This window comes from Nocardiopsis sp. CNT312, assembly GCF_000515115.1.
Classification (GTDB): Bacteria; Actinomycetota; Actinomycetes; order Streptosporangiales; family Streptosporangiaceae; genus Nocardiopsis.
Map to the genome: position 1 here is coordinate 196,476 of NZ_KI911536.1, position 24,132 is coordinate 220,607.

Genomic DNA, 24,132 nt, shown 5'->3' on the forward strand with positions numbered 1-24,132 from the left:
CGCTTCCGGTCCCGCGTCCGCGTGAGGCACCCGACGACGGCCCGGCCCGGCCGGCACCCCTGCCGCCGAAGCCGCCGCTGCCGCGTCGGCGTTCGCGGCGTCCGCGCGACGGGCACCGCACGTCCGGCCGCCGTCTGGCTCGCCACCGCAGGCCCCGGCGGGGGCCGGGGCTGGCGCGGCTGGTGGCCGCCTACGCCATGGCCTCGGGTGTGGGGGCGCTGGCCCACCACCTGTCCACGGCGGTGCTGTAGCCGAGCGCCCATAGACCGGCCGCGCCCGCTCGGGGGCCGGCGCGGCCCCACCGGTCCGCGGCGTGTGGTTACCTGCTCCCATGGGCGTTGAGATCGAGCGTTTCTCCCGGCTGGCGCGGGCGCTGCCGGGGTGCGCACACCGGGACTCCGACAGCTACACCACCTTCCGTGTGGCCGACCGGCCGTTCGGCTACCTGTGGCCGCGCACCGCCACCGTCGGGCTGAAGCAGACCCTGCTGGAACAGGCCGCGCTCGTGGCCGAGCGCCCCGAGGTGTTCGAGGTGCAGTTCACCGCGGGCGGGTTCGGCTGGGTGGTCGTCCACCTCGACGGGATCGGCCTGGACGAGCTCAGTGAGCTCACCCTGGAGGCCTGGTACCTGACCGCGCCCGAGGAACTGCGCGCCGCCGCGCCCACCCCCGTCGCACTGGCCGGGGCCTGAACACGCGGCGGCCCCGCACCCGGTCCGGGTGCGGGGCCGCTCTCTCCCAGGTCAGGACAGGCAGAGCAGCAGGTCTCCGCCCTCCACGCGCTGGACGGCGCCGACCGCCAGCCGGGAGACAGTCCCGGACACGGACGCGGTGATCGAGGCCTCCATCTTCATCGCCTCGATCGTGGCGACCGTCGCACCGGCCTCCACCTTCTCGCCCTCGCCCACCACCAGCGTCACCACGCCGGCGAACGGCGCGGCCACGTGGCGCGGGTTGTCGCGGTCGGCCTTCTCCGCCTCGCGCACCTCCGAGGCCAGGGACCGGTCCCGGATCTGGAGCGGGCGCAGCTGGTCGTTGAGCGTGGTCATCACCGTGCGCATGCCCCGCTCGTCGGCCTCGCTGACCGCCTCCAGGCCGATGAGCAGCCGCACGCCCGGCTCCAGGTCCACCACGTGCTCCTCGCCCTCGCGCAGACCGTAGAAGAAGTCCGCGCTGGAGAGCACGCTGGTGTCGCTGAAGTCCGCCCGGTGCTCCAGGAACTCCTTGGTCGGAGCGGGGAACAGCAGCCGGTTCAGCGTGGCGCGCCGCTCCTTGGCCAGCCCCGTGTGGTCCTCCTCGCTCAGCTCCTGCACCGGCTTGGCCTCGCCGCGGCCCTCCAGGGCCCGGGTGCGGAACGGCTCGGGCCACGCGCCCGGGGGCACGCCCAGCTCACCGCGCAGGAACCCGATCACCGAGTCGGGCACGTCGAAGCGGCCCGGGTCGGCCTCGAAGTCGGCGGGGGAGACCCCGGCCCCCACCAGGTGCAGGGCCAGGTCGCCCACCACCTTCGACGACGGGGTGACCTTCACCAGGCGGCCCAGCATCCGGTCGGCCGCGGCGTACATCGCCTCGATGTCCTCGAACCGGTCGCCCAGCCCCAGGGCGGTCGCCTGCGTGCGCAGGTTCGACAGCTGGCCGCCGGGGATCTCGTGGTGGTACACGCGCCCGGTCGGCGACGACAGCCCCGCCTCGAAGGGCGCGTACACCCGCCGGACCGCCTCCCAGTACGGCTCCAGGGCGTTGACCGCGTCCAGGTCCAGCCCCGTGGAGTGCTCGGAGTGGTCGAAGGCTGCCACGATCGCCGACAGCGACGGCTGCGAGGTGGTGCCCGCCATCGAGGCCACCGCCCCGTCCACGGCGTCGGCGCCGGCGTTCACCGACGCCAGGTAGGTGGCCAACTGGCCGCCGGCCGTGTCGTGGGTGTGGATGTGCACCGGCAGGTCGAACTCGCGGCGCAGCGCGCTCACCAGCGTCGCGGCGGCCGGGGCGCGCAGCAGCCCCGCCATGTCCTTGACCGCCAGCACGTGCGCGCCCGCCTCGACGATGCGCTCGGCCAGCTTCAGGTAGTAGTCCAGCGTGTACAGCTTCTCCGCCGGGTCGGACAGGTCGGAGGTGTAGCACAGCGCCACCTCGGCCACGCCCGTGCCGGTCTCGCGCACCGCGTCGATCGCCGGGCGCATCTGCTCCACGTCGTTGAGCGCGTCGAAGATGCGGAACACGTCCACGCCGGTGGCGGCGGCCTCCTCCACGAACGCCGACGTCACCTCCTTCGGGTAGGGCGTGTAGCCCACCGTGTTGCGCCCGCGCAGCAGCATCTGGAGGCAGATGTTGGGCGCCGCCGCGCGCAGCGCCGCCAGCCGCTCCCACGGGTCCTCGGCCAGGAACCGCAGCGCCACGTCGTAGGTGGCGCCGCCCCAGCACTCCAGCGACAGCAGGTCGGGCAGCGTGTGCGCCACCGCCGGGGCGACCGCCAGCAGGTCCCTGGTGCGCACCCGTGTGGCCAGCAGTGACTGGTGGGCGTCGCGGAAGGTCGTGTCGGTGACCGCGAGGCGGTCGGAGGAGCGCAGCCACCGCGCGAACCCCTCCGGGCCCAGCTCGTCCAGACGCTGCTTGGAACCGGCCGGGGGCACGCCGTCGGGGACCGCGGGCAGCTTGGCGACCGGGTCGATCAGGTGCGGGCGCTGCCCGTGCGGCTTGTTCACCGTCACGTCGGCCAGGTAGGTGAGCAGGCGCGTGCCGCGGTCGGCCGAGGGGCGCGCCGTCAGCAGTTCGGGGCGCTCCTCGATGAAGGACGTCGTCACCCGGCCCTGCTGGAAGTCGGTGTCCTCCAGCACCGCCTGGAGGAAGGGGATGTTGGTGGCGATGCCGCGGATACGGAACTCGGCCACCGCGCGCCGGGCCCGGCCGATGGCCGTCTCCAGGTCGCGTCCCCGGCAGGTCAGCTTCACCAGCAGCGAGTCGAAGTAGGCGCTCACCTCGGTCCCGGCGGCGGCCGTCCCGCCGTCCAGGCGGATGCCCGAACCGCCGGGGGAGCGGTAGGCGCTGATCGTGCCCGTGTCGGGTCGGAAGCCGTTGGCGGGGTCCTCGGTGGTGATCCGGCACTGGAGCGCCGCGCCGCGCACGCTGATGGTCTCCTGGGACAGGCCCAGGTCGGCGAGGGTCTCACCGGAGGCGATGCGCATCTGCGCCTGTACCAGGTCGACGTTGGTGACCTCCTCGGTCACCGTGTGCTCCACCTGGATGCGGGGGTTCATCTCGATGAAGACGTGGTTTCCGTCCCGGTCCACCAGGAACTCCACCGTCCCGGCGTTGCGGTAGCCGATGTGCTCGGCCAGGCGCACCGCGTCGGCGCACATCCGTTCGCGCAGTGCCGGGTCCAGGTTCGGGGCGGGTGCCAGCTCCACCACCTTCTGGTGGCGGCGCTGCACCGAGCAGTCGCGCTCGTAGAGGTGGACGACCCCGCCCCCGCCGTCGGCGAGTACCTGCACCTCGATGTGGCGCGGCTCCACCACGGCCTTCTCCAGGAACACCGTGGGGTCGTCGAAGGCGGCCCCGGCCTCGCGCATGGCGGCCTCCACCGCCTCGCGCAGGTCCTCGCGGGTGTCCACCCGGCGCATACCGCGCCCGCCGCCGCCCGCCACCGCCTTGACGAACAGAGGGAAGCCCACCCGCTCGGAGGCGGCGACGAGCTCGCCGAGGTCGGTGGAGGGGGCGCTCGACTCCAGCACGGGCACCCCGGCCTCGCGGGCCGCGGCCACCGCGCGGGCCTTGTTGCCGGTCAGCTCCAGCACCTCGGCGGGCGGGCCGACGAAGGTGAGCCCGGCCTCGCGGCAGGCCTTGGCCAGGTCCGGGTTCTCCGACAGGAAGCCGTACCCGGGGTAGACGGCGTCCGCGCCGGCCTCTCGGGCGGTGCGCACGATCTCGTCCACCGACAGGTAGGCGCGCACCGGGTGGCCCGGTTCGCCGATCTGGTAGGCCTCGTCGGCCTTGAGCCGGTGCAGGGAGTTGCGGTCCTCGTGCGGGAACACCGCGACGGTACGAGCGCGCAGCTCGTGGCCCGCGCGCAGCGCGCGGATCGCGATCTCCCCGCGGTTGGCCACGAGGATCTTCTGGAACATGCCGGTCGCCTCCTGATGCGTCGTCCGCTGTGCGTGGGTCCAGCGGCGCCGTCGCCGGTCTCCTGGTGCCCTGCGCACACGGTCCCGGGAACGATAACCGCACGGGTGCGGCACGGTGGGTACCGGGGTGGTGCGGGACCCCTGTCGGACCCGATCGCGCCGCGCCGGTGTGTCGGCGGCCCGTACCGGGCCTTCGGTCCGGCCGTGGTCAGGGCTTCTTCCGCTCGGAGTGGCCCAGGGGCCGGTCCGGGGCGATCCGGTCCCGCACCAGGCGTTTGAGCTCGGCGGCGTCGGTGAAGGCGGCGTCGCTCTCGCGCGACCACACGCTCTCACCGTCCAGGCGCACCTCGAACACCCCACCGGTGCCGGGCACCAGCGCGACCTCGCCCAGGTCCTGTTCGAACGTGGTCAGCAGTTCCTGCGCCATCCAGGTCGCCCGGGGCAGCCACCTGCACCGGACGCAGTACTCGATCTCCAGCCGGGGCTTGTCGTCCACCATGCGTTCCAGGATGGCACGCCGGTCCCGCGGTGGTCGCGGGCGCGGTGCGTGTCCTGCCTCACCACGGTGGTACACCTGGTCCCATGAGCATCGCATCGCTGCAGAAGCTGCTGGAGGACTTCGCCGAGGCCCGGGACTGGGGCCCCGCGCACACGCCCAAGAACCTGGCGATGGCGCTGGCGGGGGAGGCCGGGGAACTCGTGGCCGAGTTCCAGTGGCTCACCGAGGAGGAGTCCGGCCGTGTCATGGACGACCCGGAGCGGGCCGAGGCGGTCCGTCTGGAGATGGCGGACGTGTTCTGCTACCTGCTGCGCCTAGCCGGCGTACTGGGCGTGGACCTGGACGCTGCGGTCCGGGAGAAGACGGCGATCAACGAGCACCGCTTCCCCGCGCCGCGCTGACCGCGGCCGCCGCGGGGTCGCGGCAGGAGCCCCGGCTTGGGACCATGGTCCCATGGCCAAGAGCAGACCACGCACCCGCCCGGCGCGCCCCGACGCCTCCGCGCCCTGCCCCTGCGGACGGGAGGCGACCTACGCCGACTGCTGCGGGCGCCTGCACACGGGGGCCGCCAACGCCGCCACCGCCGAGGAGCTGATGCGCTCGCGCTACAGTGCGTTCGCCGTCGGGGACGCCGCCTACCTGGCGCGCACCTGGCACCCCGACACCCGGCCGCCGCGGGTCGCCGCCGACCCCCGCACCGTGTGGACCGGCCTGGAGATCGTCTCCACCACGGAAGGAACCCCTTTCCACAACGGGGGCACCGTGGCCTTCCGCGCCCGCTACCGGGAGGGTGCGGCCGAGGGGGAGCTGCGGGAGGAGAGCCGCTTCGTGCGCCGCGGCGGCGCGTGGGTCTATCTGGACGGATCGCACTACTGACCCGTATCAGGTGGTTTTCCCCCTTCCGTTCCGTGCGGTGAGGGGGTAACAAAAGGTGACCCTACCAACGTCAGGCGGAGCACACATGACCCCCCGACCCCACGGTCCGCAGGAAAAAGACGACCTCCTCCAGATGCTGGGCCGGATCCTGGTAGGGGCGGCCCCGCGGAGCTGGAGCCACCTCGTGTACACGGCCAGGATCGTCGGAGCCTTCTCCGAGCACACCCTGGACGTTCAGGGCCCGGACGGGAGGGTTCACCGCTTCCCCGTCCCCGGCGGCGTCGAGACGGCCGCCGCCGGCCTGAAGCGGGTGTGCTACCGCCCGGGCCGAGGCACCTGGATGTCGATGGACTTCACGGTGCAGCGCACCGGCAGGTACGACGTGGACTACGACCACAGCGTCGAACCCGAGCACGCCGCCCTCCCCGCCCCGGCCGACTACGCGCGCGAACTGGAGCGCTTCCCCAGAGCGGACCAGTGCGTACCGGCCTGGCTCCGCACCCGCCTCGGCCGGGCGGGGACGGCCGGGCCCTCCGCCGTGAACGGGGCACCGGGGGACCCCGGTGGCCCCGGGGACGGCCCCGCGCCCCTGACCCCCGACGAGGCGGTGCGCATGCTCGTGTTCGCCTTCGCCGTCCGCGGGGCCGACGTCTCCTTCCAGGGGCCCGACACCCTGCTCGTCCCCAGACCCGGGGGGAGCGGCGTCCCCACCGACGTCAGCCGGTTCCGCGCCGCCCTGACCGGGGCCTCGCCCGAACAGGGCGCCCGCCACGCCGCCGAGTTCGTCCACGCCGTGTGGCGGTGAACTCACCCCAGCAGCTTCTTCTGGACCTTGCCCATGGCGTTGCGCGGCAGGGACTCCACCACCCGCACCTCGCGCGGCCGCTTGTGCACCGACAGGCTCCCGGCCACGAAGTCGGCGACGTCGGCCGCCTCGATGCCCTCGCCCACCAGGTAGGCGACAATGCGCTGGCCCAGGTCGTCGTCGGCCTCACCCACCACCGCGGCCTCCCGTACCGCCGGGTGGCCCAGCAGCGCCGCCTCGACCTCGCCCGCACCCACCCGGTATCCGCCGGTCTTGATCATGTCGACCGACATCCGCCCCACGATCCGGTGCCGCCCCCGCGCGTCCACGACGGCGGCGTCGCCCGTACGGAACCAGCCGTCGCCGGTCCACGCCGCGGCCGTGGCCTCGGGCAGTCCCAGGTACCCGTCGAACAGCGTGGTGCCGCGCACCTGCAGCTCGCCGATGCTCTCCCCGTCCTCGTCCACGGGGGCGCCGTCCTCGCCGCGCAGCCGTGTGCGCACGCCCGGCAGCGCGGGGCCCACCCAGCCGGTCAGGCGCGGTGCGTCGGCGCGCGCCGCCGTGGTGATCAGCGTCTCGGTCATCCCGTAGCGTTCCACCGGGCTCTGGCCGCTCAGGGCCGCCAGGCCCTCCGCCACGGGGGCGGGCAGGGGTGCGCTGCCCGACACCAGCAGCCGCGCCCCGGCCAGGGCCCGCGCGGCGCCCCTGTCCCGGACGACGCGCGACCACACGGTCGGTACGCCGAAGAACAGGGTGCCGCCGGCCTCCGCAGCCGCGGCGTAGGCCGCCGGGGTGGGGCGGACCGTGTGTACCAGGGAGCAGCCGGTGCGCAGCGCGCCCAGCACGCCCAGGACCAGTCCGTGGACGTGGAACAGCGGTAGGCCGTGCACCAGGGTGTCGGCGGCGGTCCACCCCCAGGCGTCCGCGAGCGCGTCCAGGTCGGCGGCCACAGCCGCGCGCGACACGACCACCCCTTTGGGGGGACCGGTCGTCCCCGACGTGTACATGATCAGCGCCGCGGCCCCGCTCGGAGGTTCGGGCAGGCCCCGCGGGGAGCGTTCGGCGGGGTCGACCGGGACGGCGGGCAGATCGGTGCCCGGGCGCGGCGGCCCCAGCCACAGGCGGGCGCCGGAGTCGCGCACGATGTGGCGGCGCTCGGCCGCACCGGAGTCGGAGGGGACCGGCACCACCGGGACACCGGCCAGCAGACCGCCGGCGACCGCGACCACCGTCGACAGCGAGGCCTCCCCGTGTACGGCGACGGCGTCGGCCCCGGCGATCCGCGCGGCGACGGCGGCCGCGGCCGCGCGCAGCTCCCCGTGGCCGATCCCCTCGTTCCCGATGCGTACTGTGCGTCCCTCGCCCGCACCGGTGTCCCAGAGCATGCAGCCCCCGTCCGTCGCTCCGACCGATCGCGAGCCAGTACACCACAGGGCAGCGGTCGATCCGTGTGGCGGCTCCGAGCGCTGAGGCGTGCCCGGGCCTCCCGGAGCGGTGGGGGCCCGGGCACGACCACCTCACCCGGGTTCCGGCCCCGATGCCGTCTTCCGTTCAGGGGAGCGGCGACTCCAGAGCGCGTTTACCGCGTACCAATAGATGCGAATCTTGCGGGTCCTCCGCGTCCGCGCGGACCGCCTGCACGCCCCGATCGCCCCCTTCACCGGTGGTCCCAGCGACATCGCCCACGGGAACGCCCCGAACGACCGGGACGACCTGCCCTCCGCTCTGCCCGTCTTCACCACGGGCCGCCTCGACACCGGCCACCACGGCACCTTCGAGGAGGCCGACGGCGGCCAGTGCGGCCAGGCGGGTCCCGCCTGGCCGCACTGGCCGCTCAGGGGCGACCGGGTGGCAGTTCGTCGGCGGCGACTGCGGACTGTGCGCCGACCCGGACCGGGACACCGGCCAGAGGAACCTCTGGTCAGCCTTGCGCGCTGACCGGACGGGGAGCGTTCCCGGGCGGGGGACGGGCCCACCGTCGCCCGGGAACGACCTCCCCTCACGGGGAGAGTGCCTCTCGCACCTCCAGGGAGGCCGCGTCCGCGGCGTCCCGTCCGGCGTTCAGGCCCAGGGGGTGCGACGGCTGCGCCGCGGCCGCCCGCTCCGCCCCGGGGAAGGCCGAGCGGAAGGCCTCCGCCACCCGCCGTGCATGCCGCTCCACCACCGCGGCCAGGTCCCGGCCCTCCCCGGCACGGGCGCGCACGGCTTCCTCCTCGCCGACGCGCGCGGCCTCGGCCAGCCGTTCCCCGACGCGGTCGGCGAAAGCCGCCAGGAAGGCCGACCGGAAGGCCCGGGTGGCCGAACGCCCCTGCCCGTCCCGGACGGGGCCGGCCAGGCGCATCGCGGTGGTCGCCTGGACCAGCAGCGACGCGAACAGCGCCCCGGTCGCGTGGACGTCGTGGGCCTGCCCCATGACGGTGCACATCCCCAGGTCCTGGTGCCAGAGCACCTTGCAGCGGTTGGCCCGGGCGACCACGTTGAGCAGGGCGGCCCGGTGGGCCTCGTAGGGCTCCTCCACCGGGATCCGGCGGCCCACGACCTCCTCCCCGTCTCCGACCGGTGCGGCTGACAGCGCCGCGTAGTCGATCCGGTGCCGGGCCATCATCTCCTGGGCGCGGCCCGTCAGCGCCTCGGCCTCCTCGGGGAACTCGGTGGCTTCGGCCTTGGCCAGCAGACCGCGGATCCGCGCCAGCTTGACCGGGTCCGAACGGTCGTCGATCCGCACCGGGGCACCCTCGCCCGGCAGGGGACACAGCCGCCGAAGCTCCGGCAGGCCCTCCAGGACCACCGCCACCCGCAGGGCCAGGAGGACCACCGCTCCGCGGTCGAGCCCGTGCCGATCAGCGAACAGGTGCGGGTGGTCGGCGTCGTCTCCCCACCACGGCCGGGTGCCCAGCTCACGCAGTTGGCGCGACCACTCGGGGGCGATCCGGGCCCGTGGATAGCGCCGCTGCTCCGCCGCGACCATGTCCGCCGCCAGTGCCCCGGCGGTGCGGTCCAGTTCACGGACCACCATGCGCACGCACTCGGCGGGCTGCCATCCGCGCTCCCAGGCGGTGCGGACCCGCCGCTCCAACGCACCGAACAGGGTGAGGCCGACCGCACGCCCCCACCCGGGCGCACCGGGTTCGCACAGCTCGGCCAGGGTGGCCTCCACACGGACGCCGTCACCGCGTCGCAGGGCGTCCACGGCGTGGGAGACCAGACGGCGGGCGTGCTCCGTGAGGCCGGGCGGTGCGGGCACGGAGGCCCCGTCCCCGGGATGCCGGGCCCAGCGCCTGAGCCGCCGCCTGTTCCGCCTCTCCTCGGCGCCTCGCCGTCCGCCGTCGTCCTTGCCCATGAGCGCGCGATTCCCATTCACCCCGGCCGTTCCGTTGATGACCAAGAATGGCAGGAAAATCCGGGAACCGTGACAGGCCGGTGGAAAACCTGCGTCCGTGCGCCGCCGCGTCCGCGGCGCGGGGGCCACCCGAAACCCCTGTATGACCCACCCAAAACGCGGGGTGCCATCCGAAAAGCCGGGTGCTCAGCGAACACCGCCAGGCTCACCGTGAATTCGTTGTTTCTGCGAGCATAGGGTAACGCGTCCGCCACGGGCCGGGCATGATGGTGCAATCCGTTCACAACACACTCACCGGGAACCCCTGCTCCTCGGCAACAGCGCCCGGAGGACACCCGCAGACCGAAGGGAAGGCATGTCCTACCTGACCCCGCCCGAGTTCACCAGGAAGATGGTCGACGCAGGCGAAGCGAAGATCAAGCTGTCCACCCGCGACACCCTGATCCGCTCCTTCATGGCGGGCGCCATCCTCGCCATGGGCGCCGCGTTCGCCGTCACGGTCACCGTGCAGACCGGCAGCGCCCTGCTGGGTGCCCTCCTGTTCCCGGTCGGCTTCTGCATGCTCTCCCTGCTCGGCTACGACCTGCTCACCGGTGTCTTCACCCTGGCCCCGCTGGCCCTCATCGACCGCAGGCCCGGCGTCCGTCTCGCCGGACTGCTGCGCAACTGGGGGCTGGTGTTCGTCGGAAACTTCGCCGGGGCGTTCACGGTCGCCGTCTTCATGGCGATCATCGTCACCACGGGCTTCGCCACCGACCCCGACGAGGTCGGCCAGCGGCTCGGCACGATCGGCGAGGCGCGGACCGTGGGCTACGCGGAGTTCGGTGCCTCGGGCATGCTCACCCTGTTCATCCGCGGCGTGCTGTGCAACTGGATGGTCTCCACCGGCGTCGTGGGCGCGATGGTCTCCACGTCGGTGGGCGGCAAGGTGATCGCCATGTGGATGCCGGTGATGCTCTTCTTCTACATGGGCTTTGAGCACTCCATCGTGAACATGTTCCTGTTCCCGGCCGGTCTGCTGCTCGGCGGCGACTTCTCGGTCGCCGACTACCTGCTGTGGAACGAACTGCCCACCGTGGCCGGCAACCTCGTCGGCGGACTGCTGTTCGTCGGCCTGATGCTGTACGTGACGCACGCACGTACCAAGGCCGCCCCCGTCGCCCCGGCCGACGCGACCGCGCCGACCGGAGAGCCGAGGACCGAGGGTAGGAGTGCGGTCCCCGCCGCCAAGTGAGGGCCGACTCCGCTCCGACGTCCGCCCGTGTCCCCGGGGCCCCTGCTCTCGGCCCGCCCCGCAGGACACGGGCGGGGTCGCAGACCGGGGCGGGTGCAGGCGATAGTGGCGCGGAATGCATACCGACTAGTTGGTCGCCTGGGGGTGCGCCGCACCCGGACCACGGCAAGGAGATCAGCCATGGCGGTCGACCCCGAAGGATCCGCGCTCGCCCGACTGCTGGCCGACGACCCCGGCGGCCCCTTCGCCATGCTCAACCTGCTGCGCTTCGCACCCGGCGGCCGCCCCTCCTATGAGGCGTACTCCCGCCGCACCGCCCCCTTCCCCAAGAAGTACGGCGGCGAGCTCCTCTGCGCCGGTGACGGCCAGACCGCCTTGGTCGCCGAGGGGGCAGGCCTGGGACGCGGTGCTCGTGGTCCAGTACCCCAACCGGGAGGCGTTCAGACAGATGGCCGCCGACCCCGAGTACCAGAAGGTCACGCACCTGCGCTCCCAGTCCCTCGCCGAAGCGGTGCTCCAGCCGACGATCCCTGGGGGCGCGCCGCGACTGCTGACCACCGCGTTTCCGGCTTCGAGGCCGTCCCGGTCAGCCACGTGTGCCGGTCGGGACGGCCTCCGGCTTTGCGGACACTGAGCACTGGGGCACGTATCCGTCCGCAACCGGGTAGGGCGGATCCGGCGGTGCCCGACTCGCGTCCCAGAGGTGTCCCTCATGCGGACCTCTGCGCAAGGAGGCGCACATGCTGGAAACGATCGGACTCCTCGCTTCGGCCGTCGGGCTGGTCATCGCCTCGGTGGCGGTGCACCGCCTCAGGGTCTCCACCGTCGGAGGCGGACTCGAACGCGGTGCCCTGGCCGGCCCGGGGACGCGCACCGCGGCCCGGACCGCCCCGGCCTGGCGCGCCGGGCACCTGGCCGCGGCCTCCTGGCTGGCGACCGCCGTGCGGGCCGGATACAGCGCTGGAGCCCTCACCGCCGCAGCCCTGCTCACCGACGTCTTCTCCGGTCTGGCCTGGGCCCTGGCCACCGCCGGGTACATCGCCCTGGCCGTGTGCCTGGCCGTCGGCACGGCCAAGGCGAACGCGGCGGACCAGGCCCCGGCCGGAGGGCGGACCGGCCCCCTCTGACGGCGGCCCCCGCCGGGACGCAGGCGACGGGGAGCGGCCCCGTCGCCGGACCCCGGGTCAGGACGCGGTCGGCCCGGGGCGCAGCCCGAACGGCACGCCCATCCCCACCAGCCACCCGCCTTCCCGGAGCCGCGCGAAGACCTCCTGGGAGACCTCGTGGTCCGGTGCCTGCCGGGCGGGCCAGCCGAAGTGCGCCGACAGGGCCGACCAGCTCGGACCGTGGCCGTGCTCGCATCGGTAGTCCGCCACCCACCGGGCGACCTCCGCCTCCCGGCCCGAGAGCAGGGCGTCGGCGCGCTCGCCCACGGGCAGGTCCGGGTCGGTGGTGGCAGGGGCGTCCCTGGGCGGCGTCCGGGGCGGGAACGGGGCCAGGGACATCGGCCCGGTCAGCTCCGTCAGACGCGTGCGTACCTCGGCGGCGCCTGCGGCGGGCTCCTCGATCCAGTCGAGCCGGACCAGCCACGCCACCAGTTCGGCCACCTCGTCGGCGCCGCCGGTCAGCGCGCACGCCGACACGACCCCCTCGACCGGGACGGAGATCTCCCCCCGGGTGTCCGCCCGCGCCGCCAGGTACACTCCCGTCAACCGGAGCCGGTTGGGCTTCTTGCGGAACTTCTTGTGCGACAGTCCGCGCGAGACCCAGCCCGAGGCCCGCGAACGGATCCCGTTGCTGGTGTCCCACGGGTTGCCCTCCAGGTCGGGCAGGCCGCACCGGGCCACGTTCTGGGAGTCCGAGTCGATCACCGCCTCGGGTGTGGTGTCCAGCCAGCCCGAGGAGGTGAGGGCGGTCAGCGCGGATCGGGGGTCCTCCAGCCGCAGGGACCGCAGGTCCTGTCCGGTGAGGTTGGCGTGCCCCTTGACCGCGCCGCGCAGGGCGCAGGTGAGCGCGAGCAGGCGGCTGTCGGGGTCCCTGCCCACGGGCCGCTCGGCCAGGTACGCCCACACCCGGTGCAGGAGCGAGGCCTGGTGCCCGTTGAGGTGGGACGGGGGGCGGTTGGGCTTGAGTTTGGGTCCCTCCCGGCGCCGACGCAGGTACTCCCGGTCCTTGCGCTTGCGCTCGCGGCTGTTGGCGAGCTTTCTGCGGTCGGCCCATCCGGGAGGGGTGCTGATGCCCATTTCGGCGCAGCGCTCACACTCCATTGCCGCGGCCAGATCCTCGTTGGGCTTGTGGAACCGGGGCTGCGAGGCCTGTTCGGGCGCCGAGCCCCGCGCGTCAGTGGCTACGGTGCGTTGCGTCATGTGCAGGAGACTAGCGACGATCCCCCGTCGTCCGTCCCGCTTTCACGGAATCCGTCCCGTTTCGGCGCACGGGGCCGTTCCCGGCAGGGCCGTACTCGTGGGGTGACAGTGCGTCCGCACCGAGGGTGGGGCAGGATCGGTGCCATGAGCGAACTGGTGCTGATCAGGCACGGGCAGACCGAGTGGAGCCGTGAGCGCAGGCACACCGGACGTACCGACCTGCCACTGACCGCGGAGGGGGAGCGCCAGGCCGAGGCGCTGCGCCCCCTCCTCGTCGGGCGCGACATCGACCTGGTGGTGACCAGCCCGCTGCGCCGCGCCGTGCGTACGGCCGAACTGGCGGGGCTGGCGGGTGCCGTCACCGACCCCGACCTCATGGAGTGGGACTACGGTGCCTACGAGGGGGTCACCACCGCCGACGTGCACGGGGAGCGGCCGGACTGGGACCTGTGGACCGACGGCGTGCCTGAGGGGGACGCCGGGCACCCGGGTGAGGACGCGCAGCAGGTCGGTGAGCGCGTCGACCGGGTCCTGGCTACCGTCTCGCTCTTCCTGGGCGGCGACGCCCCCGACGTCGTGCTGGTGGCGCACGGCCACGTCCTGCGTGTGCTCGCGGCCCGCTGGCTCGGCCTGGAGCCGGCCGACGGTGCGCTGCTGCGCCTGGACACCGGCGGGGTGGGCACGCTCGGTCACGAACACGGGCGCCCGGTCGTCACCTCCTGGAACCAGCGGGGCCGGGTGTAGCGCTCCGCCGTCGGCGCGGGGCCGTCAGGGCGACCGTGGCCGCCGCCGCCAGGAAGAGCACCTGCATCGCGGTGCGGGGCAGCAGTTCCTGGTGCGGGGCCAGGTCCGTACCGGTCAGGGCCAGGTGCACGTTGGCGGGCAGCATCGCCACGAGTAGAGCGGCCAGCCCCGCAGCGGCCCAGCGGGCGGTGCGCGGCCACAGCAGGCCGGCGGCCCCGGCCAGTTCCAGGACCCCGGTGGCGGTGACCAGCAGGCCCGGTGCGGGGAGCGCGGGCGGGACCATCGCGACGAGTTCCTCGCGCATGCCGACGAAGTGCACCGTTCCGGTGACGGCGAACATCGCCGCGAGCCCGCCGCGCAGCGCGACGGGCCACGCGCGCAGCGCGCGCACGCCCAGGGCTCCCGCCGCGCGCAGCAGGAGGGTGACGGTGGCGAGGGTGATGAGCGGTTCCACGGCGCCCCTTTCGAACTTTCCACTGGCAAGACCAGTGTACTCCAGGGAACTTGCCAGTGGAAAGTCAGGGGCGGTCCGCGCCCCGGGGTCGGGGCGCGGGCGCTTGGGTTCCAGGGATGGTCGCAACACCCTGATCCAAGGGGTGCGATGCACGTCCAGGCCCGCGAGAACCGAACACAGCGGGGCGCCACGAAGCTCTACGCCGAACGAGCGGCATACTTGCAGCTCATGCAGCAGGGCTACAGCAACACCGAAGCCTGCCAAATCGTGGGCGTGAACGCCCGCACGGGCAGGAAGCGGTGCAACGGACGCAGCGCCGAGCGTGATCGCGGGGCGGGTACCACCCATCACCGCGGTGGTACCCGCCCACAGGCGGGGAGGGCACCTCTCAGACCGGGCGCGGCGGCGCGGTCGGCGGGACCAGGCCCCGGTAGGCGTCGGCCTGGAGCGTGAACAGTTCGGCGTACAGTCCGCCCAGTTCCATCAGCTCGTCGTGGGTGCCGTGCTCGGCCACGGCGCCCTCGCGCAGCACGTAGATCCGGTCGGCCCGGCGCACCGACGCCAGCCGGTGGGTGATGAGCAGGACGGAGGCGTCCTCGGCCGCCGCCTGGAGCGTGTCGAACAGGCGCTTCTCGGCGCGCGCGTCCAGCGCGGCGGTCGGCTCGTCGGCGATCACCAGGTCACCACGGCGGTAGAGCCCGCGCGCCGCCGCCACACGCTGCTTCTGCCCGCCGGACAGGTCTGCGCCGTCCACGAAGCGCTTGTCGAGCATGGTGTCCAGGCCGTGGTCGAGCTGGGCGACCACCTCGTCGGCGCCGCTCAGCCGCAGCGCACGTTCCAGACGCTCCCCGTCGACGGGGTCGTCGGCCCCCGCCATGGTGACGTTGCGCAGCGCCGAGAGCGGCCACTGCGTGTAGTCCTGGCTCATCAGGCCGATCCGGTCCCGCACCTGTTCGACGTCGATTCCGTGCAGGTCCACCCCGTTCCACCGGATCTGTCCCTCCGAGGGCGTGTACAGCCCGGCGATGAGCTTGGCCAGGGTGGACTTGCCCGAACCGTTCTCGCCGACCAGCGCCACGACCTCGCCCTTGCGCACCTCGATGTCGGCGCCCCGCAGCGCGGGCCGGTCCTGGCCCGGATAGGAGAAGCGCACACCGTGCGCGCTCAGACGGGTGAGCGGGCCGGGCAGGTCGGCTTCGCCGGGCACCGGCAGGCGCCGCCGGGTCTGCGCGCACACCTGGTGGACGTCGTCGACGTACAGCCCGGCCTCGTAGGCGCGGGTCACCGCGAACGTCAGCCGGTCCAGCGCCGCCCTGCCCTGGCCGATCGCCACGTAGGCCGCGCCCGCCACCGCCAGCGGCATCGCCCCGACGACCAGCAGCCCCGCCAGTGCGGTGTAGACGGCGACCGTCGCCAGTCCGCCGACCGCGCTGCCCGCGGCCCGCACCGCGGTCTGGCGCCGAGCCACCCCCAGCATGACCGAGCGGACGTGGTCGGCGATGACGGCGTACTCGCGCAGCAGGCCGTCGCGCATGTTGTAGGCGCGCAGTTCGGCGGCCGAGGCGCGGTCGGCGAGCAGGTCGCCCACCAGGTGCTGGCGGCGGCGGGTGGTGGTCAGCTCCCGGAGCTGGGCGTAGCGGATGCGGGCGGCCCGCATCGCCGCCCACCCCGTGGGAAGCACCGCCAGGACCAGCAGGGGGGCCAGCGCCGGGTGCAGGACGGCCAGCACCCCCGTGACGGCGACCAGCCCGACGATGCCGGTGAGCACGTCGATGGTGTTGGCGATGAGGGCGCGTGACTCGTGCATGCCCCGGTCGCGGCCACGTGCCAGGGCGTCGTAGTAGTCGGAGTCGTCGAAGGCGGCCAGGTCGGCCCGGGAGGTGAGGGAGAGGAGTTCGAGCTCCATCTCCCGCTCGACCTGCGGTCCCAGCCGTTCCTGGGCCCAGCCCGCCCCCGTGCTGAGGATCCCGCGCAGAGCGGCCACCCCCACCAGGAGCAGCAGCGAGGGCAGGGCGTCCCGGAGCCGCTCGGGGGTGGGCCCGGCGGTGAAGAGCGCGTCCAGCACCCCGACGACGGCGACCAGGACGACCGCGCCGACGATCCCCGCAGCCGTGTGCAGGGCGAGCGCGGTGGCGGTGTCGAGGCGGTTCGCCCGCCAGGACACGCGCAGGATGCCCAGGACCATCCGCGGCAGCCGGGTGAGGACCGTCCACGCGGACAGGCGCGCCATGTCGGACAGCCACGGGTTGTACTTGCTCGCCCTGATCCGGGGGCCCTCCGAGGGCGCGGTCCGGGTTGTGCGTGGTCGGGCCATGGGCCGCTCCTCACCGGGGGACGTCGTGTGCGTGTCCGTGATCATCCCCGCCCGGTCCGCCGGGCGCGGGCGTTTCGCGCACACGGACGGGGTTGTGGCGGGGCCGGATCCCCGGTGGTATCGGCGCGCTTCCCCAGCCGGATCCGGCGGACCGCAGTACCGCGCTCGCGGTGGTCTCCTCGGACGCCGGGCACCGCACTTCCTGCCAGTGCGGTTCATACACGGACGGATCAGGCGACCGGCTCTTCTCGGGTGCCGGTGGTTCCACTACCGTTCCCTCATGGCCCGCACACCCCAGCCCGCCTCCTCCCCGTGGTCGGCCCGCCTGCACCGGGCCCGGATGACGGTCCGCCGCACCCTCCTCCCCCTCTCCGAACGCCTGCCCCGGCGCGTGCGGGACCAGCCGCTCCGCTCCACCGCCCTCCTCCTGGGCGCCGCCCTGGCAGCCGGAAGCGCCCTCCCCCTCCTCATCCCGCTGTGGAGCGCCTACTGGTCCCTGCCCGGCGCCGGACCGGTGAGCGGCCTCGCCGCGGGCACCGCGACGGTCGCCGCCGCCTCCCGGCCGCAGCTGGCACGCCTGGGCCGACGGATCGGCCGCGCCTCCCTGCCCCAGGCCCTCCTGGCCGCCTGGGCGGTGACCGCAGCCGCGGCCCTGGCCCTGGGACTGGCCGCGTGGTGGATCATGGGGGCACCGCCGCCGACCTCGCCCCGCGCCCTGGACCCCGACGCGGTGCGCACCCTCACGCTCCTCTCCCTGGCCTCCGTCGCAGCCCCGGCCGCCGTCACGTTCCCGGTCATTGCCTACCGGCGCCAGCGAGCCGCGGAGGCCGCGGGAACCGCGGCCGCCGCGGACCGGGCATGCCGACGCCTGTTCACCGAACGCTTCACAGCCGCCGTCGACCGGTTGGGCGCCGACCGCCCCGCGGCACGGCTGGGCGGCGTGCACGTCCTGGCACACCTGGCAGACGAGGCCCCCGACCAGGGCAGCAGGCAGGCGTGCGTCGACCTCCTGTGCTCCTACCTGCGAGCCCCCGACACCGAGGAGCGGCCGCACGCGGCCCTGAGCGAGGTGCGCGTGACGATCGTCCGCGTCATCGCCGACCGCCTGCGCGCACGCACCCCCTGGCGCGAGTGCGACTTCGACTTCACCGGCGTCGTCTTCGCGCCCGACAGCGACTTCCCGCTCGCCTCGTTCTCCGGCGACGTGGACTTCCGCGGAGCACGGTTCTGCGACACCGAGGGCGTCTCCTTCGCCGGTGCGTCGTTCCTCGGCGGAGCCTCCTTCGACGGGGCCCTCTTCAGCGGCGGGGCGTTCTTCGACGGGGCCGCCTTCACCGGACGGGTCTCCTTCGACGGAGCCGTGTTCTCCGACCGCGCGCACTTCGGCGAGGCGGCCTTCTCCGACCGGGTCTCCTTCCACGAGGCCTCCTTCGCGGGCTGCGCGGTGGCCTTCACCGGCGCCTCCGGGCCGTGCCCCGCGGGCCTGCTGTCGGCGATCGAGCCGCTGGACCCGCGACGGGTGAGCGTCCCCGAGGCCTGGCGCCCGGCCCGTTGACCGCTGCGCCGCGGGAGCCCGGTCCTCCGGGAGCCGCAACCCGACGGGCTCCCCGCTCCCAGGCCGGTGTCCGACCGGCGCCGGCACGGCCGCAACCGTGGCACCAGAGCAAGGAGAGCGTCGGGTGTGCGAAATCCTGCGTCCGCGTCGGCACCCAGTGCCCGGCGGGCTGGCCGAGCGGTGGGTGCCGCACACGTGCGGGCTGTGCGAGGGACGGGCACGGCCGGATCTCCCGGATCGCCACCGACGACGTCCTGGTGGTGCCGGTCCCGGCCGCCGCCCAGCCGCGGGCACGCGCCGGGGCCTGCCCACCCGCGTCCCTCTCGTACCGTGGAGGCAGGCCCGGTCCTCTACCGGTGCGGACGGGGCCGGAGGGAGGAAACGTGGGTTTCAGGATCGGGTTCGGGGCGGTGCTGGTCGCGGTCGGTGCCGCGCTCGCGCTGTTCTTCTGGGACCTGGGGTTCTTCTGGTTTCAGTGCGGCCCCCTGGGACTGGTGATCATCGCCGTGGGGCTGTTCGACGTCGGCCAGGCGCTCCTGGCCCGCCGGAAGCGGTCCCCGTCACGGGAGTCCGCCCCCGCTGAGTAGTCCGGCCGCCTCACCCGGGCAGGACCGTCCTGGGGCCCTCCGGGGGGTGGGGCCGCCGTCCCCACTCGCGGGGGTAGCCCAGGGACACCTCGATGTGGGGCACGCCGTCCACGGTGATGGTGCGGGGGATGTGCAGGTGCCCGTAGACCACGGCCCGCGCCCGGTAGCGGGTGTGCCAGTCGGCGGTCTCCTCGGTACCGCACCACTGGGCGAACTCCGGGTAGCGCAGGATCCGCGTCGGCTCGCGCACCAGCGGGAAGTGGTTGACCAGGACCGTGTCCGTGCCCGGGGCGAGTGAGTCCAGGCGGGCCCGGGTGTAGTCCAGGCGGGCCCGGCACCAGGCGTCGCGGGTCGGCAGCGGGTCCGGGTGCAGCAGGTGCTCGTCCGTGCAGACCACGCCCCGGGAGTAGGCGATCTCCAGTGCCTCCTCCTTGGTGGCCGCCCCCTCCGGGCGGAAGGTGTGGTCGTACAGGAGGAACAGCGGCACGACGGTCACCGGACCGCCGGGCCCCTCCCACACGGGGTAGGGGTCCTCGGGGGTGTGTACGCCCAGGCCGCGCAGGGCCGCGACGAGGTGGTCGTAGCGGGCTTTCCCGCGCAGTCGCACGGGGTCGGAGGGCACGGTCCACAGGTCGTGGTTGCCGGGCACCCACACCACGGTCGGGAAGCGCTCCGCGAGCAGCCCCATCGCCCACAGGATGTCGTCGGTGGTCTCGGCGACGTCGCCGGCCACCAGGAGCCAGTCGTCGGCCGACTCCGGCCACAGCTTCTCAGTGAAGGCGCGGTTGTCCTTGTGCCGGATGTGGAGATCGCTGATGGCGACCAGACTCATACGCTCTTCGGCCCCTCTCCGCGCAGTGGGGCGGCCGACCACTGTCGGCGCGCCATCGGCCGCCACCCTACACACGCACCCCTGAAAGGGGATATATCGGCCTTTGCCCCATGGTCAGGATGCGGTGTCAGCGCAGGTGGGAGGCTCCGTTCACGTCCAGGACGGCGCCCGAGCTCCACACCGCACCGGGGGAGGCCAGATAGCACACCGCGGCGGCGACCTCCTCGGGACGCGCGACCCGGCCGAACGGGCTGTCGGCGCGGACCGCGTCGGTGAGCCGGTCGGCCACCCGCTCGGTCTCCACGAACCCGGGAGCGACGGAGGCCACGCCGATCCCGTGCGGGGCCAGTGCCACCGCCAGGGACTGGCCCATCGCGTGCAGGGCGGCCTTGCTCGCCCCGTAGGCGGGGTGGTCGGGCTCGCCCCGGTAGGCACCGCGGGAGCCGACGTTGACGATGCGCCCCCGTGTGCCCCGGTCGATCATGTGCCGGGCCGCCAGGTAGCAGACGTTGGCCGCGCCGAACACGTTCACCTCCATCACCGATCGCCAGGCGTCGCGCCAGGCGTCGTAGGAGACGGAGGCGAGGGGGTGCGCCGGGTTGAGCGCCGCGTTGTTGACCACCACGTCCAGCCCTCCCGTACGCTCCACCGCCCGCTCCACGAGCGCGGCGGTGTCGTCGGGGTCGGCGAGGTCGGCTCGGACGAGGGCGTGCCCGCCGCCGGGCAGGTCCGCCAGGGTCGCCTCGGCCTCGGCGCGGCGGCTGCCGTAGTGCACGACCACGCGGTCGCCCCGTTCGGCGAAGGCGCGGGCGACGGCCCGGCCGATGCCGCGGGCCGCTCCGGTAACCAGGACTCCGCGTCCGGGGGCGGAGCCGTCGTACGGGGCCGGTGCAGGGTGGTCCGATGATGGCATGACCAAGAGACTAGCGGTCGATACCGCTGGTGAGGGGTGCGCGGGGGGTACTACGACGACCACGTGGGCCACGACGGCCCCTTCGGCGGTGCCGAGGCCGGGGACTGCGCCCAGGCACAGGCGGTCGGCCCCCGCTCCGAGCAGGGGGCCGGGAGGCCCGCCCCGCCGCCGAGGACCTCTTGGAGGCCGTCTAGCCCGACGAGTGGCCGCAGGGGGCAAGCCGCAGGGCCCCGCCAGGGACCCCCGCGAACTGGACGAGGAGCGTGAGCCCGGCACAGGGGAGTGCGAACCCATCCGGGAGACCTGGGAACGGTGGGCGGCGTCCACCGGAAGGACCGGCCGGGACGCGCTCCGGGCCGGCGCCCGTGGCGCGCACCGCCGCCGGAGACGGCCACCGGCTTTCGCCGTCCGGTCGTCGGTGCCGCCCCGCCGTCAGCCGTCTGCGACCGGACGGCGCGGCCCCAGGGAGGCGGCGTCCGCCGCGGCGCGCCCCTCACGCCAGCCCTCCGCACTGCGGGGGCCGCGCACCCGGGTGTGCGTCAACTCCCCGAACGCCTCCTCCACGGCCTCGCCGACCCGGCGCTCGCGGTCGGCCAGCACCGGCACCAGGTCGGCTCCGGCCTCCGCTGCGGCACCCTCCTCCGCCGCGCGGGCCGCCTCCGCGAGCCGCTCGCCCACGCGCACCGCGAACGCCGAGACGAACGAGGCCCGGAAGTCCCGCCGCGCCCCGCGCCCGGACTGGTCGCGGACCGCGCCGCTGACCCGCATCGCGCTCTCGGCCTGCACGAGCAGCGACGTGTACATGAGTTCGACCGCGTCCAGGTCGCCATCGAAGCCCACCACCGTGCACAGTCCCAGGTCCTGGTGCCAGACCGCGCGGCAGCGGTTCGCCTCGGCCACCTCGTGCAGCAGCACCGCCTTGTGCTCGTCGTAGGGGGCGTCCACGGGCAGCCGCCGGGCCCCGGTGGGCGAGGGCCGCCTCGGCGGGTGCTCCCCGTCCAGCAGGGCGCGGTCGATGCTGTGCCGGGCCATCAGCTCCTGGGCGCGGGCGCTCAGCGCCTCGGCCTCGCGGGGGAACTCCGTCGACTCCGCCTTGGCCAGTAGCGCCCGGACCCGTTCCAGCTTCCCCCGGTCCACTGCGGAGACCGGCCGCACCGCAGCGGCCGGACCGGGCCGGAAAGCGCCGGGTACCGGGCCCAGCGTCCCCAGGGGAGGCAGGACCCGGAGCACTGACAGCAGGCGCAGGGCCAGTTCGGCGGCCTCGAACCGGAGGAGCCCGTGGCCGGCCGCGGTTTGGGAGAGCGGCGTTCCCTCCGTGCCGGAGGCCCCCAGAGCCCGCACCTCGGCGGTCCAGCGGGGGTCCACCGAGCCGGGGGAGTGCCGTCGCATCTGTGCGGCCACCGCGTCGGCGCACAGCGCCGCGCCTGCCTCGCCCAGCTCTCGGCCGACGTGGCGCACGGTCTCGGACGGCCGCCAGCCCCGCGCCCACGCCGAGGCCAGGCCCTCGGTCAGCGAGGCCGCCACCGCGGCCTCGGCGGCCCGCGCCCACGCGGCGTCCTCGCTGTCGGCCAGCCGCGCCGCGGCCAGGTCCACACCGGTGCCGCCGCGGCCCAGGACCAGGGCATCGACGGCGCCGGTGACGATCTGGGCGGGGGCGTCGTCGGCCGAGGGGCCGGACCAGGCGTCGGCGCGGGGAGCGCGCCGCTTGCGGTTCCTGCTGCCCACGGCGGTCCTCCCTGGTGGCGTGCGCTGTGCGGACGGGACGTTCCGGGGCGCCGTCCGGGTGTCGACCGATCAACCTACCGGATCGTCGTACCGGTCCGGTCCGGTCCGTCCGCCCAGTAGTGGTTTCCGGGGAAACGCCGCTGATACGGCTTTCATGGCTTCCCTGCCTTGTGGGGCCCTCTGCGAGGGGCGGAAAACCACGGCTTTCCTGCCGGAAGCACATCGGAAACATGGCCTGCGTACCGTCGCGTCAGCACCGACAGCCAAGGAGTCTCCATGCACCAGAGAACCGGCGCCAGCGGTGAGGGCTCCGGCCAGGACGGTACGGGCGCGGCCCGCTGCCCCGTGGGCGGGGACCGCCTCCCGGGACCGCGCGGCCGCCACGAGGCACCCTTGGAGGGACCGCGGCCCCGCTACGGTGCACCGGTCCCCACCGAGGTCGCCCCGGGAGTCCACGGCTGGCTGCTGCTCGGATACAAGGAGAACCTCCAGGCGCTGCGCGACCAGGACCACTTCTCCGCCGACCCCCGCCCCTGGAATCCGTCGGGCCGCCCACCCGCGCACACCGGTGCCCTGCCCCGCGACGGTGAGGAACACCGGCGCCTGCGCACCCCGGTCGTCGACGCCCTCGCGGGGGTGGGCACGCCCCGGCTCGTGCCGATCGTGGAGCGCGTCGCCTCGCACCTGCTCGGCCGTGCCGCCGCAGAGGGCAGAATCGACCTCATCGGCCAGTTCGCGGCCCCGCTGCCCGCCCTGGTGCTCAACGAGGTCTTCGGTCTGCCCGACGACTACGGGCGCCTGCTGGCCGACCTCGCCCACCGCCTGTGGAACGGCGGCCCCGAGGCGGTGGAGGCCGCGGAGTCGGCCGTGCGCTCCTACTTCACCGGCCTGGTCGCCCGCAAACGCGCCCGTCCGGGGGAGGACCTCACCAGTCGGCTGCTGGCGCACCCCCACGGCCTCACCGACGAGGAGGCGGCCGAGGCGCTGTCCCGGATGTGGGAGAGCGGCCACGAACTCACCACGCACCTCATCGGTAACGCCCTGCTCAAACTACTCATCGATCCGCCGGTGTGGACCGCCTACGTGGGCGGCACCCTCACCCCCGAGGACTTCATCGACGTCGTCATGTGGACCGACTGCCCGGTGCGGACGATCGCCGGGCGCTACACCGCGACCGACGTCAGCTTCGCCGGTACCCGCATCCGGCGGGGCGCCCCGCTGCTGCTCTCCTTCGACTCCGCCCACACCGACCCGTCGGTGGCCCCACGCGACGGGTTCGCCATGGCGGGCAACCGCTCCCACCTGGCCTGGGGGGCGGGGGCGCACCGCTGCCCCGCGACCGGGTTCACCCGAGAACTGGTCCGTACCGCCGTCGACGCGGTGGTGGACCGCCTGCGCGGCATGGTGCTGGACACCGAAGAACCGGCCTGGCGCGACTCGCCGACCGTGCACGGCCTGGAGGCGCTCCCGGTCCGGTTCGCCCCCACGGGTGAGCGCGTGGAGCCGGAACGGGACGAGCCGCCCGCTCCCCGGCGCCGGTTCCGCCGCAAGCGCCGCCCCGCGCCCCAAGGCGCCCGCTACCAGGCGCCCCTGGCGCGGAAGGAGCCCGCACAGGAGACGGCGCAGGCCGCTGCCGTCCGGCGGGGCAAAACCCGGGCGGCGGCCCCGGCGGGTGTCGGTGCCCGCTACCAGGCGCCGTTCGCAGCGCCCGAAGAGGAGAGCGACCTCCTGGAACGGCTCCTGGAGGACTGGCGGCCCCGGTAGGGGAGCG

21 protein-coding genes and 2 pseudogenes are annotated in these 24,132 nt (G+C 74.3%); 13 read left to right on the plus strand and 10 right to left on the minus strand.

Annotated features, from left to right (window positions below; genetic code table 11):
• Nucleotides 1-251, plus strand: a pseudogene (locus tag B042_RS26245) (hypothetical protein); the annotation flags it as partial.
• A gap of 80 nt (nucleotides 252-331) precedes the next feature.
• On the plus strand, nucleotides 332-691 hold the full coding sequence (locus B042_RS0117775) for an MmcQ/YjbR family DNA-binding protein (protein ID WP_028649450.1): 360 nt from the start codon (nucleotides 332-334) through the stop codon (nucleotides 689-691).
• A 51-nt stretch (nucleotides 692-742) separates the two neighbouring features.
• Here B042_RS0117775 and B042_RS0117780 read toward each other — a convergent pair whose 3' ends face one another.
• Together B042_RS0117780 and B042_RS0117785 are read right to left on the minus strand one after the other, a co-directional pair.
• Nucleotides 743-4,117: a pyruvate carboxylase gene (locus B042_RS0117780; protein ID WP_028649451.1), complete on the minus strand. Its 3,375-nt coding sequence runs from the start codon at nucleotides 4,115-4,117 to the stop codon at nucleotides 743-745.
• A gap of 208 nt (nucleotides 4,118-4,325) precedes the next feature.
• Complete coding sequence (locus B042_RS0117785; protein WP_028649452.1) at nucleotides 4,326-4,616, minus strand: SelT/SelW/SelH family protein; 291 nt, start codon at nucleotides 4,614-4,616, stop codon at nucleotides 4,326-4,328.
• An 83-nt stretch (nucleotides 4,617-4,699) separates the two neighbouring features.
• On the opposite strand from B042_RS0117785, the gene B042_RS0117790 reads away from it, so the two are divergent.
• From B042_RS0117790 to B042_RS24520, 3 genes are all read left to right on the plus strand, one after another.
• Nucleotides 4,700-5,017 (plus strand): nucleotide pyrophosphohydrolase, encoded by a 318-nt coding sequence (locus B042_RS0117790; protein WP_036555536.1) that lies wholly within the window; start codon nucleotides 4,700-4,702, stop codon nucleotides 5,015-5,017.
• 52 nt (nucleotides 5,018-5,069) lie between these two features.
• Nucleotides 5,070-5,492 (plus strand): YchJ family protein, encoded by a 423-nt coding sequence (locus B042_RS0117795; RefSeq protein WP_028649454.1) that lies wholly within the window; start codon nucleotides 5,070-5,072, stop codon nucleotides 5,490-5,492.
• An 85-nt stretch (nucleotides 5,493-5,577) separates the two neighbouring features.
• On the plus strand, nucleotides 5,578-6,297 hold the full coding sequence (locus tag B042_RS24520) for a hypothetical protein (RefSeq protein ID WP_155989191.1): 720 nt from the start codon (nucleotides 5,578-5,580) through the stop codon (nucleotides 6,295-6,297).
• 2 nt (nucleotides 6,298-6,299) lie between these two features.
• On the opposite strand, the gene B042_RS0117805 is transcribed toward B042_RS24520, so the two are convergent.
• Nucleotides 6,300-7,682: an AMP-binding protein gene (locus B042_RS0117805; protein WP_028649455.1), complete on the minus strand. Its 1,383-nt coding sequence runs from the start codon at nucleotides 7,680-7,682 to the stop codon at nucleotides 6,300-6,302.
• 211 nt (nucleotides 7,683-7,893) lie between these two features.
• Between B042_RS0117805 and B042_RS0117810 the strand changes: the two genes are divergently transcribed.
• A complete protein-coding gene (locus B042_RS0117810) occupies nucleotides 7,894-8,235 on the plus strand; it encodes a hypothetical protein (protein WP_155989193.1) in 342 nt (113 codons plus the stop codon).
• Nucleotides 8,236-8,296: 61 nt separating this feature from the next.
• On the opposite strand, the gene B042_RS0117815 is transcribed toward B042_RS0117810, so the two are convergent.
• Nucleotides 8,297-9,658: a DUF2786 domain-containing protein gene (locus B042_RS0117815; RefSeq protein WP_155989194.1), complete on the minus strand. Its 1,362-nt coding sequence runs from the start codon at nucleotides 9,656-9,658 to the stop codon at nucleotides 8,297-8,299.
• Nucleotides 9,659-9,992: 334 nt separating this feature from the next.
• Between B042_RS0117815 and B042_RS0117825 the strand changes: the two genes are divergently transcribed.
• From B042_RS0117825 to B042_RS0117835, 3 genes and pseudogenes are all read left to right on the plus strand, one after another.
• Nucleotides 9,993-10,871, plus strand: a complete 879-nt coding sequence (locus B042_RS0117825) for a formate/nitrite transporter family protein (RefSeq protein ID WP_028649457.1) — start codon at nucleotides 9,993-9,995, stop codon at nucleotides 10,869-10,871.
• Nucleotides 10,872-11,051: 180 nt separating this feature from the next.
• Nucleotides 11,052-11,409 (plus strand): annotated as a pseudogene (locus B042_RS26715) (DUF1330 domain-containing protein); the annotation flags it as partial.
• Nucleotides 11,410-11,611: 202 nt separating this feature from the next.
• Complete coding sequence (locus B042_RS0117835) at nucleotides 11,612-11,998, plus strand: hypothetical protein (RefSeq protein ID WP_028649459.1); 387 nt, start codon at nucleotides 11,612-11,614, stop codon at nucleotides 11,996-11,998.
• 57 nt (nucleotides 11,999-12,055) lie between these two features.
• Here B042_RS0117835 and B042_RS0117840 read toward each other — a convergent pair whose 3' ends face one another.
• On the minus strand, nucleotides 12,056-13,237 hold the full coding sequence (locus tag B042_RS0117840; RefSeq protein ID WP_028649460.1) for a hypothetical protein: 1,182 nt from the start codon (nucleotides 13,235-13,237) through the stop codon (nucleotides 12,056-12,058).
• A gap of 144 nt (nucleotides 13,238-13,381) precedes the next feature.
• Between B042_RS0117840 and B042_RS0117845 the strand changes: the two genes are divergently transcribed.
• Nucleotides 13,382-13,981: a histidine phosphatase family protein gene (locus tag B042_RS0117845; RefSeq protein ID WP_028649461.1), complete on the plus strand. Its 600-nt coding sequence runs from the start codon at nucleotides 13,382-13,384 to the stop codon at nucleotides 13,979-13,981.
• Here the strand turns inward: B042_RS0117845 and B042_RS0117850 are convergent.
• Both B042_RS0117850 and B042_RS26955 read right to left on the minus strand, forming a co-directional pair.
• On the minus strand, nucleotides 13,950-14,435 hold the full coding sequence (locus B042_RS0117850; protein ID WP_028649462.1) for a DoxX family protein: 486 nt from the start codon (nucleotides 14,433-14,435) through the stop codon (nucleotides 13,950-13,952). The two genes, B042_RS0117845 and B042_RS0117850, sit on opposite strands and share 32 nt — an antisense overlap.
• A gap of 388 nt (nucleotides 14,436-14,823) precedes the next feature.
• Complete coding sequence (locus B042_RS26955; protein WP_028649463.1) at nucleotides 14,824-16,749, minus strand: ABC transporter ATP-binding protein; 1,926 nt, start codon at nucleotides 16,747-16,749, stop codon at nucleotides 14,824-14,826.
• A 280-nt stretch (nucleotides 16,750-17,029) separates the two neighbouring features.
• Between B042_RS26955 and B042_RS24525 the strand changes: the two genes are divergently transcribed.
• Together B042_RS24525 and B042_RS23785 are read left to right on the plus strand one after the other, a co-directional pair.
• Nucleotides 17,030-18,304 (plus strand): pentapeptide repeat-containing protein, encoded by a 1,275-nt coding sequence (locus B042_RS24525; protein WP_051415773.1) that lies wholly within the window; start codon nucleotides 17,030-17,032, stop codon nucleotides 18,302-18,304.
• A 383-nt stretch (nucleotides 18,305-18,687) separates the two neighbouring features.
• Nucleotides 18,688-18,891 (plus strand): hypothetical protein, encoded by a 204-nt coding sequence (locus B042_RS23785; protein ID WP_036555539.1) that lies wholly within the window; start codon nucleotides 18,688-18,690, stop codon nucleotides 18,889-18,891.
• A gap of 10 nt (nucleotides 18,892-18,901) precedes the next feature.
• Here the strand turns inward: B042_RS23785 and B042_RS0117870 are convergent, their stop codons facing one another.
• The 3 genes from B042_RS0117870 to B042_RS0117880 form a co-directional block, all read right to left on the minus strand.
• Complete coding sequence (locus B042_RS0117870) at nucleotides 18,902-19,723, minus strand: metallophosphoesterase (protein WP_028649464.1); 822 nt, start codon at nucleotides 19,721-19,723, stop codon at nucleotides 18,902-18,904.
• Nucleotides 19,724-19,850: 127 nt separating this feature from the next.
• Nucleotides 19,851-20,636 carry an SDR family NAD(P)-dependent oxidoreductase gene (locus B042_RS0117875; protein WP_028649465.1) on the minus strand — a complete coding sequence of 262 codons (786 nt, stop codon included), beginning with the start codon at nucleotides 20,634-20,636 and terminating at the stop codon, nucleotides 19,851-19,853.
• Between the two features lie 432 nt (nucleotides 20,637-21,068).
• Nucleotides 21,069-22,361 carry a DUF2786 domain-containing protein gene (locus B042_RS0117880; protein ID WP_028649466.1) on the minus strand — a complete coding sequence of 431 codons (1,293 nt, stop codon included), beginning with the start codon at nucleotides 22,359-22,361 and terminating at the stop codon, nucleotides 21,069-21,071.
• A 276-nt stretch (nucleotides 22,362-22,637) separates the two neighbouring features.
• On the opposite strand from B042_RS0117880, the gene B042_RS0117885 reads away from it, so the two are divergent.
• The gene (locus B042_RS0117885; RefSeq protein ID WP_028649467.1) at nucleotides 22,638-24,125 is read left to right on the plus strand and encodes a cytochrome P450; all 1,488 of its coding nucleotides are present in this window, start codon (nucleotides 22,638-22,640) and stop codon (nucleotides 24,123-24,125) included.
• Nucleotides 24,126-24,132 lie beyond the last annotated feature (7 nt).

Excerpts from the sequence above, each read along its gene's own strand:
- B042_RS0117775 (WP_028649450.1), top strand. The coding sequence starts at position 332 with ATGGGCGTTGAGATCGAGCGTTTCTCCCGGCTGGCGCGGGCGCTGCCG.
- B042_RS0117780 (WP_028649451.1), bottom strand. The coding sequence starts at position 4,117 with ATGTTCCAGAAGATCCTCGTGGCCAACCGCGGGGAGATCGCGATCCGC.
- B042_RS0117785 (WP_028649452.1), bottom strand. The coding sequence starts at position 4,616 with ATGGTGGACGACAAGCCCCGGCTGGAGATCGAGTACTGCGTCCGGTGC.
- B042_RS0117790 (WP_036555536.1), top strand. The coding sequence starts at position 4,700 with ATGAGCATCGCATCGCTGCAGAAGCTGCTGGAGGACTTCGCCGAGGCC.
- B042_RS0117795 (WP_028649454.1), top strand. The coding sequence starts at position 5,070 with ATGGCCAAGAGCAGACCACGCACCCGCCCGGCGCGCCCCGACGCCTCC.
- B042_RS24520 (WP_155989191.1), top strand. The coding sequence starts at position 5,578 with ATGACCCCCCGACCCCACGGTCCGCAGGAAAAAGACGACCTCCTCCAG.
- B042_RS0117805 (WP_028649455.1), bottom strand. The coding sequence starts at position 7,682 with ATGCTCTGGGACACCGGTGCGGGCGAGGGACGCACAGTACGCATCGGG.
- B042_RS0117810 (WP_155989193.1), top strand. The coding sequence starts at position 7,894 with ATGCGAATCTTGCGGGTCCTCCGCGTCCGCGCGGACCGCCTGCACGCC.
- B042_RS0117825 (WP_028649457.1), top strand. The coding sequence starts at position 9,993 with ATGTCCTACCTGACCCCGCCCGAGTTCACCAGGAAGATGGTCGACGCA.
- B042_RS0117835 (WP_028649459.1), top strand. The coding sequence starts at position 11,612 with ATGCTGGAAACGATCGGACTCCTCGCTTCGGCCGTCGGGCTGGTCATC.
- B042_RS0117840 (WP_028649460.1), bottom strand. The coding sequence starts at position 13,237 with ATGACGCAACGCACCGTAGCCACTGACGCGCGGGGCTCGGCGCCCGAA.
- B042_RS0117845 (WP_028649461.1), top strand. The coding sequence starts at position 13,382 with ATGAGCGAACTGGTGCTGATCAGGCACGGGCAGACCGAGTGGAGCCGT.
- B042_RS26955 (WP_028649463.1), bottom strand. The coding sequence starts at position 16,749 with ATGGCCCGACCACGCACAACCCGGACCGCGCCCTCGGAGGGCCCCCGG.
- B042_RS24525 (WP_051415773.1), top strand. The coding sequence starts at position 17,030 with ATGGCCCGCACACCCCAGCCCGCCTCCTCCCCGTGGTCGGCCCGCCTG.
- B042_RS0117870 (WP_028649464.1), bottom strand. The coding sequence starts at position 19,723 with ATGAGTCTGGTCGCCATCAGCGATCTCCACATCCGGCACAAGGACAAC.
- B042_RS0117875 (WP_028649465.1), bottom strand. The coding sequence starts at position 20,636 with ATGCCATCATCGGACCACCCTGCACCGGCCCCGTACGACGGCTCCGCC.
- B042_RS0117885 (WP_028649467.1), top strand. The coding sequence starts at position 22,638 with ATGCACCAGAGAACCGGCGCCAGCGGTGAGGGCTCCGGCCAGGACGGT.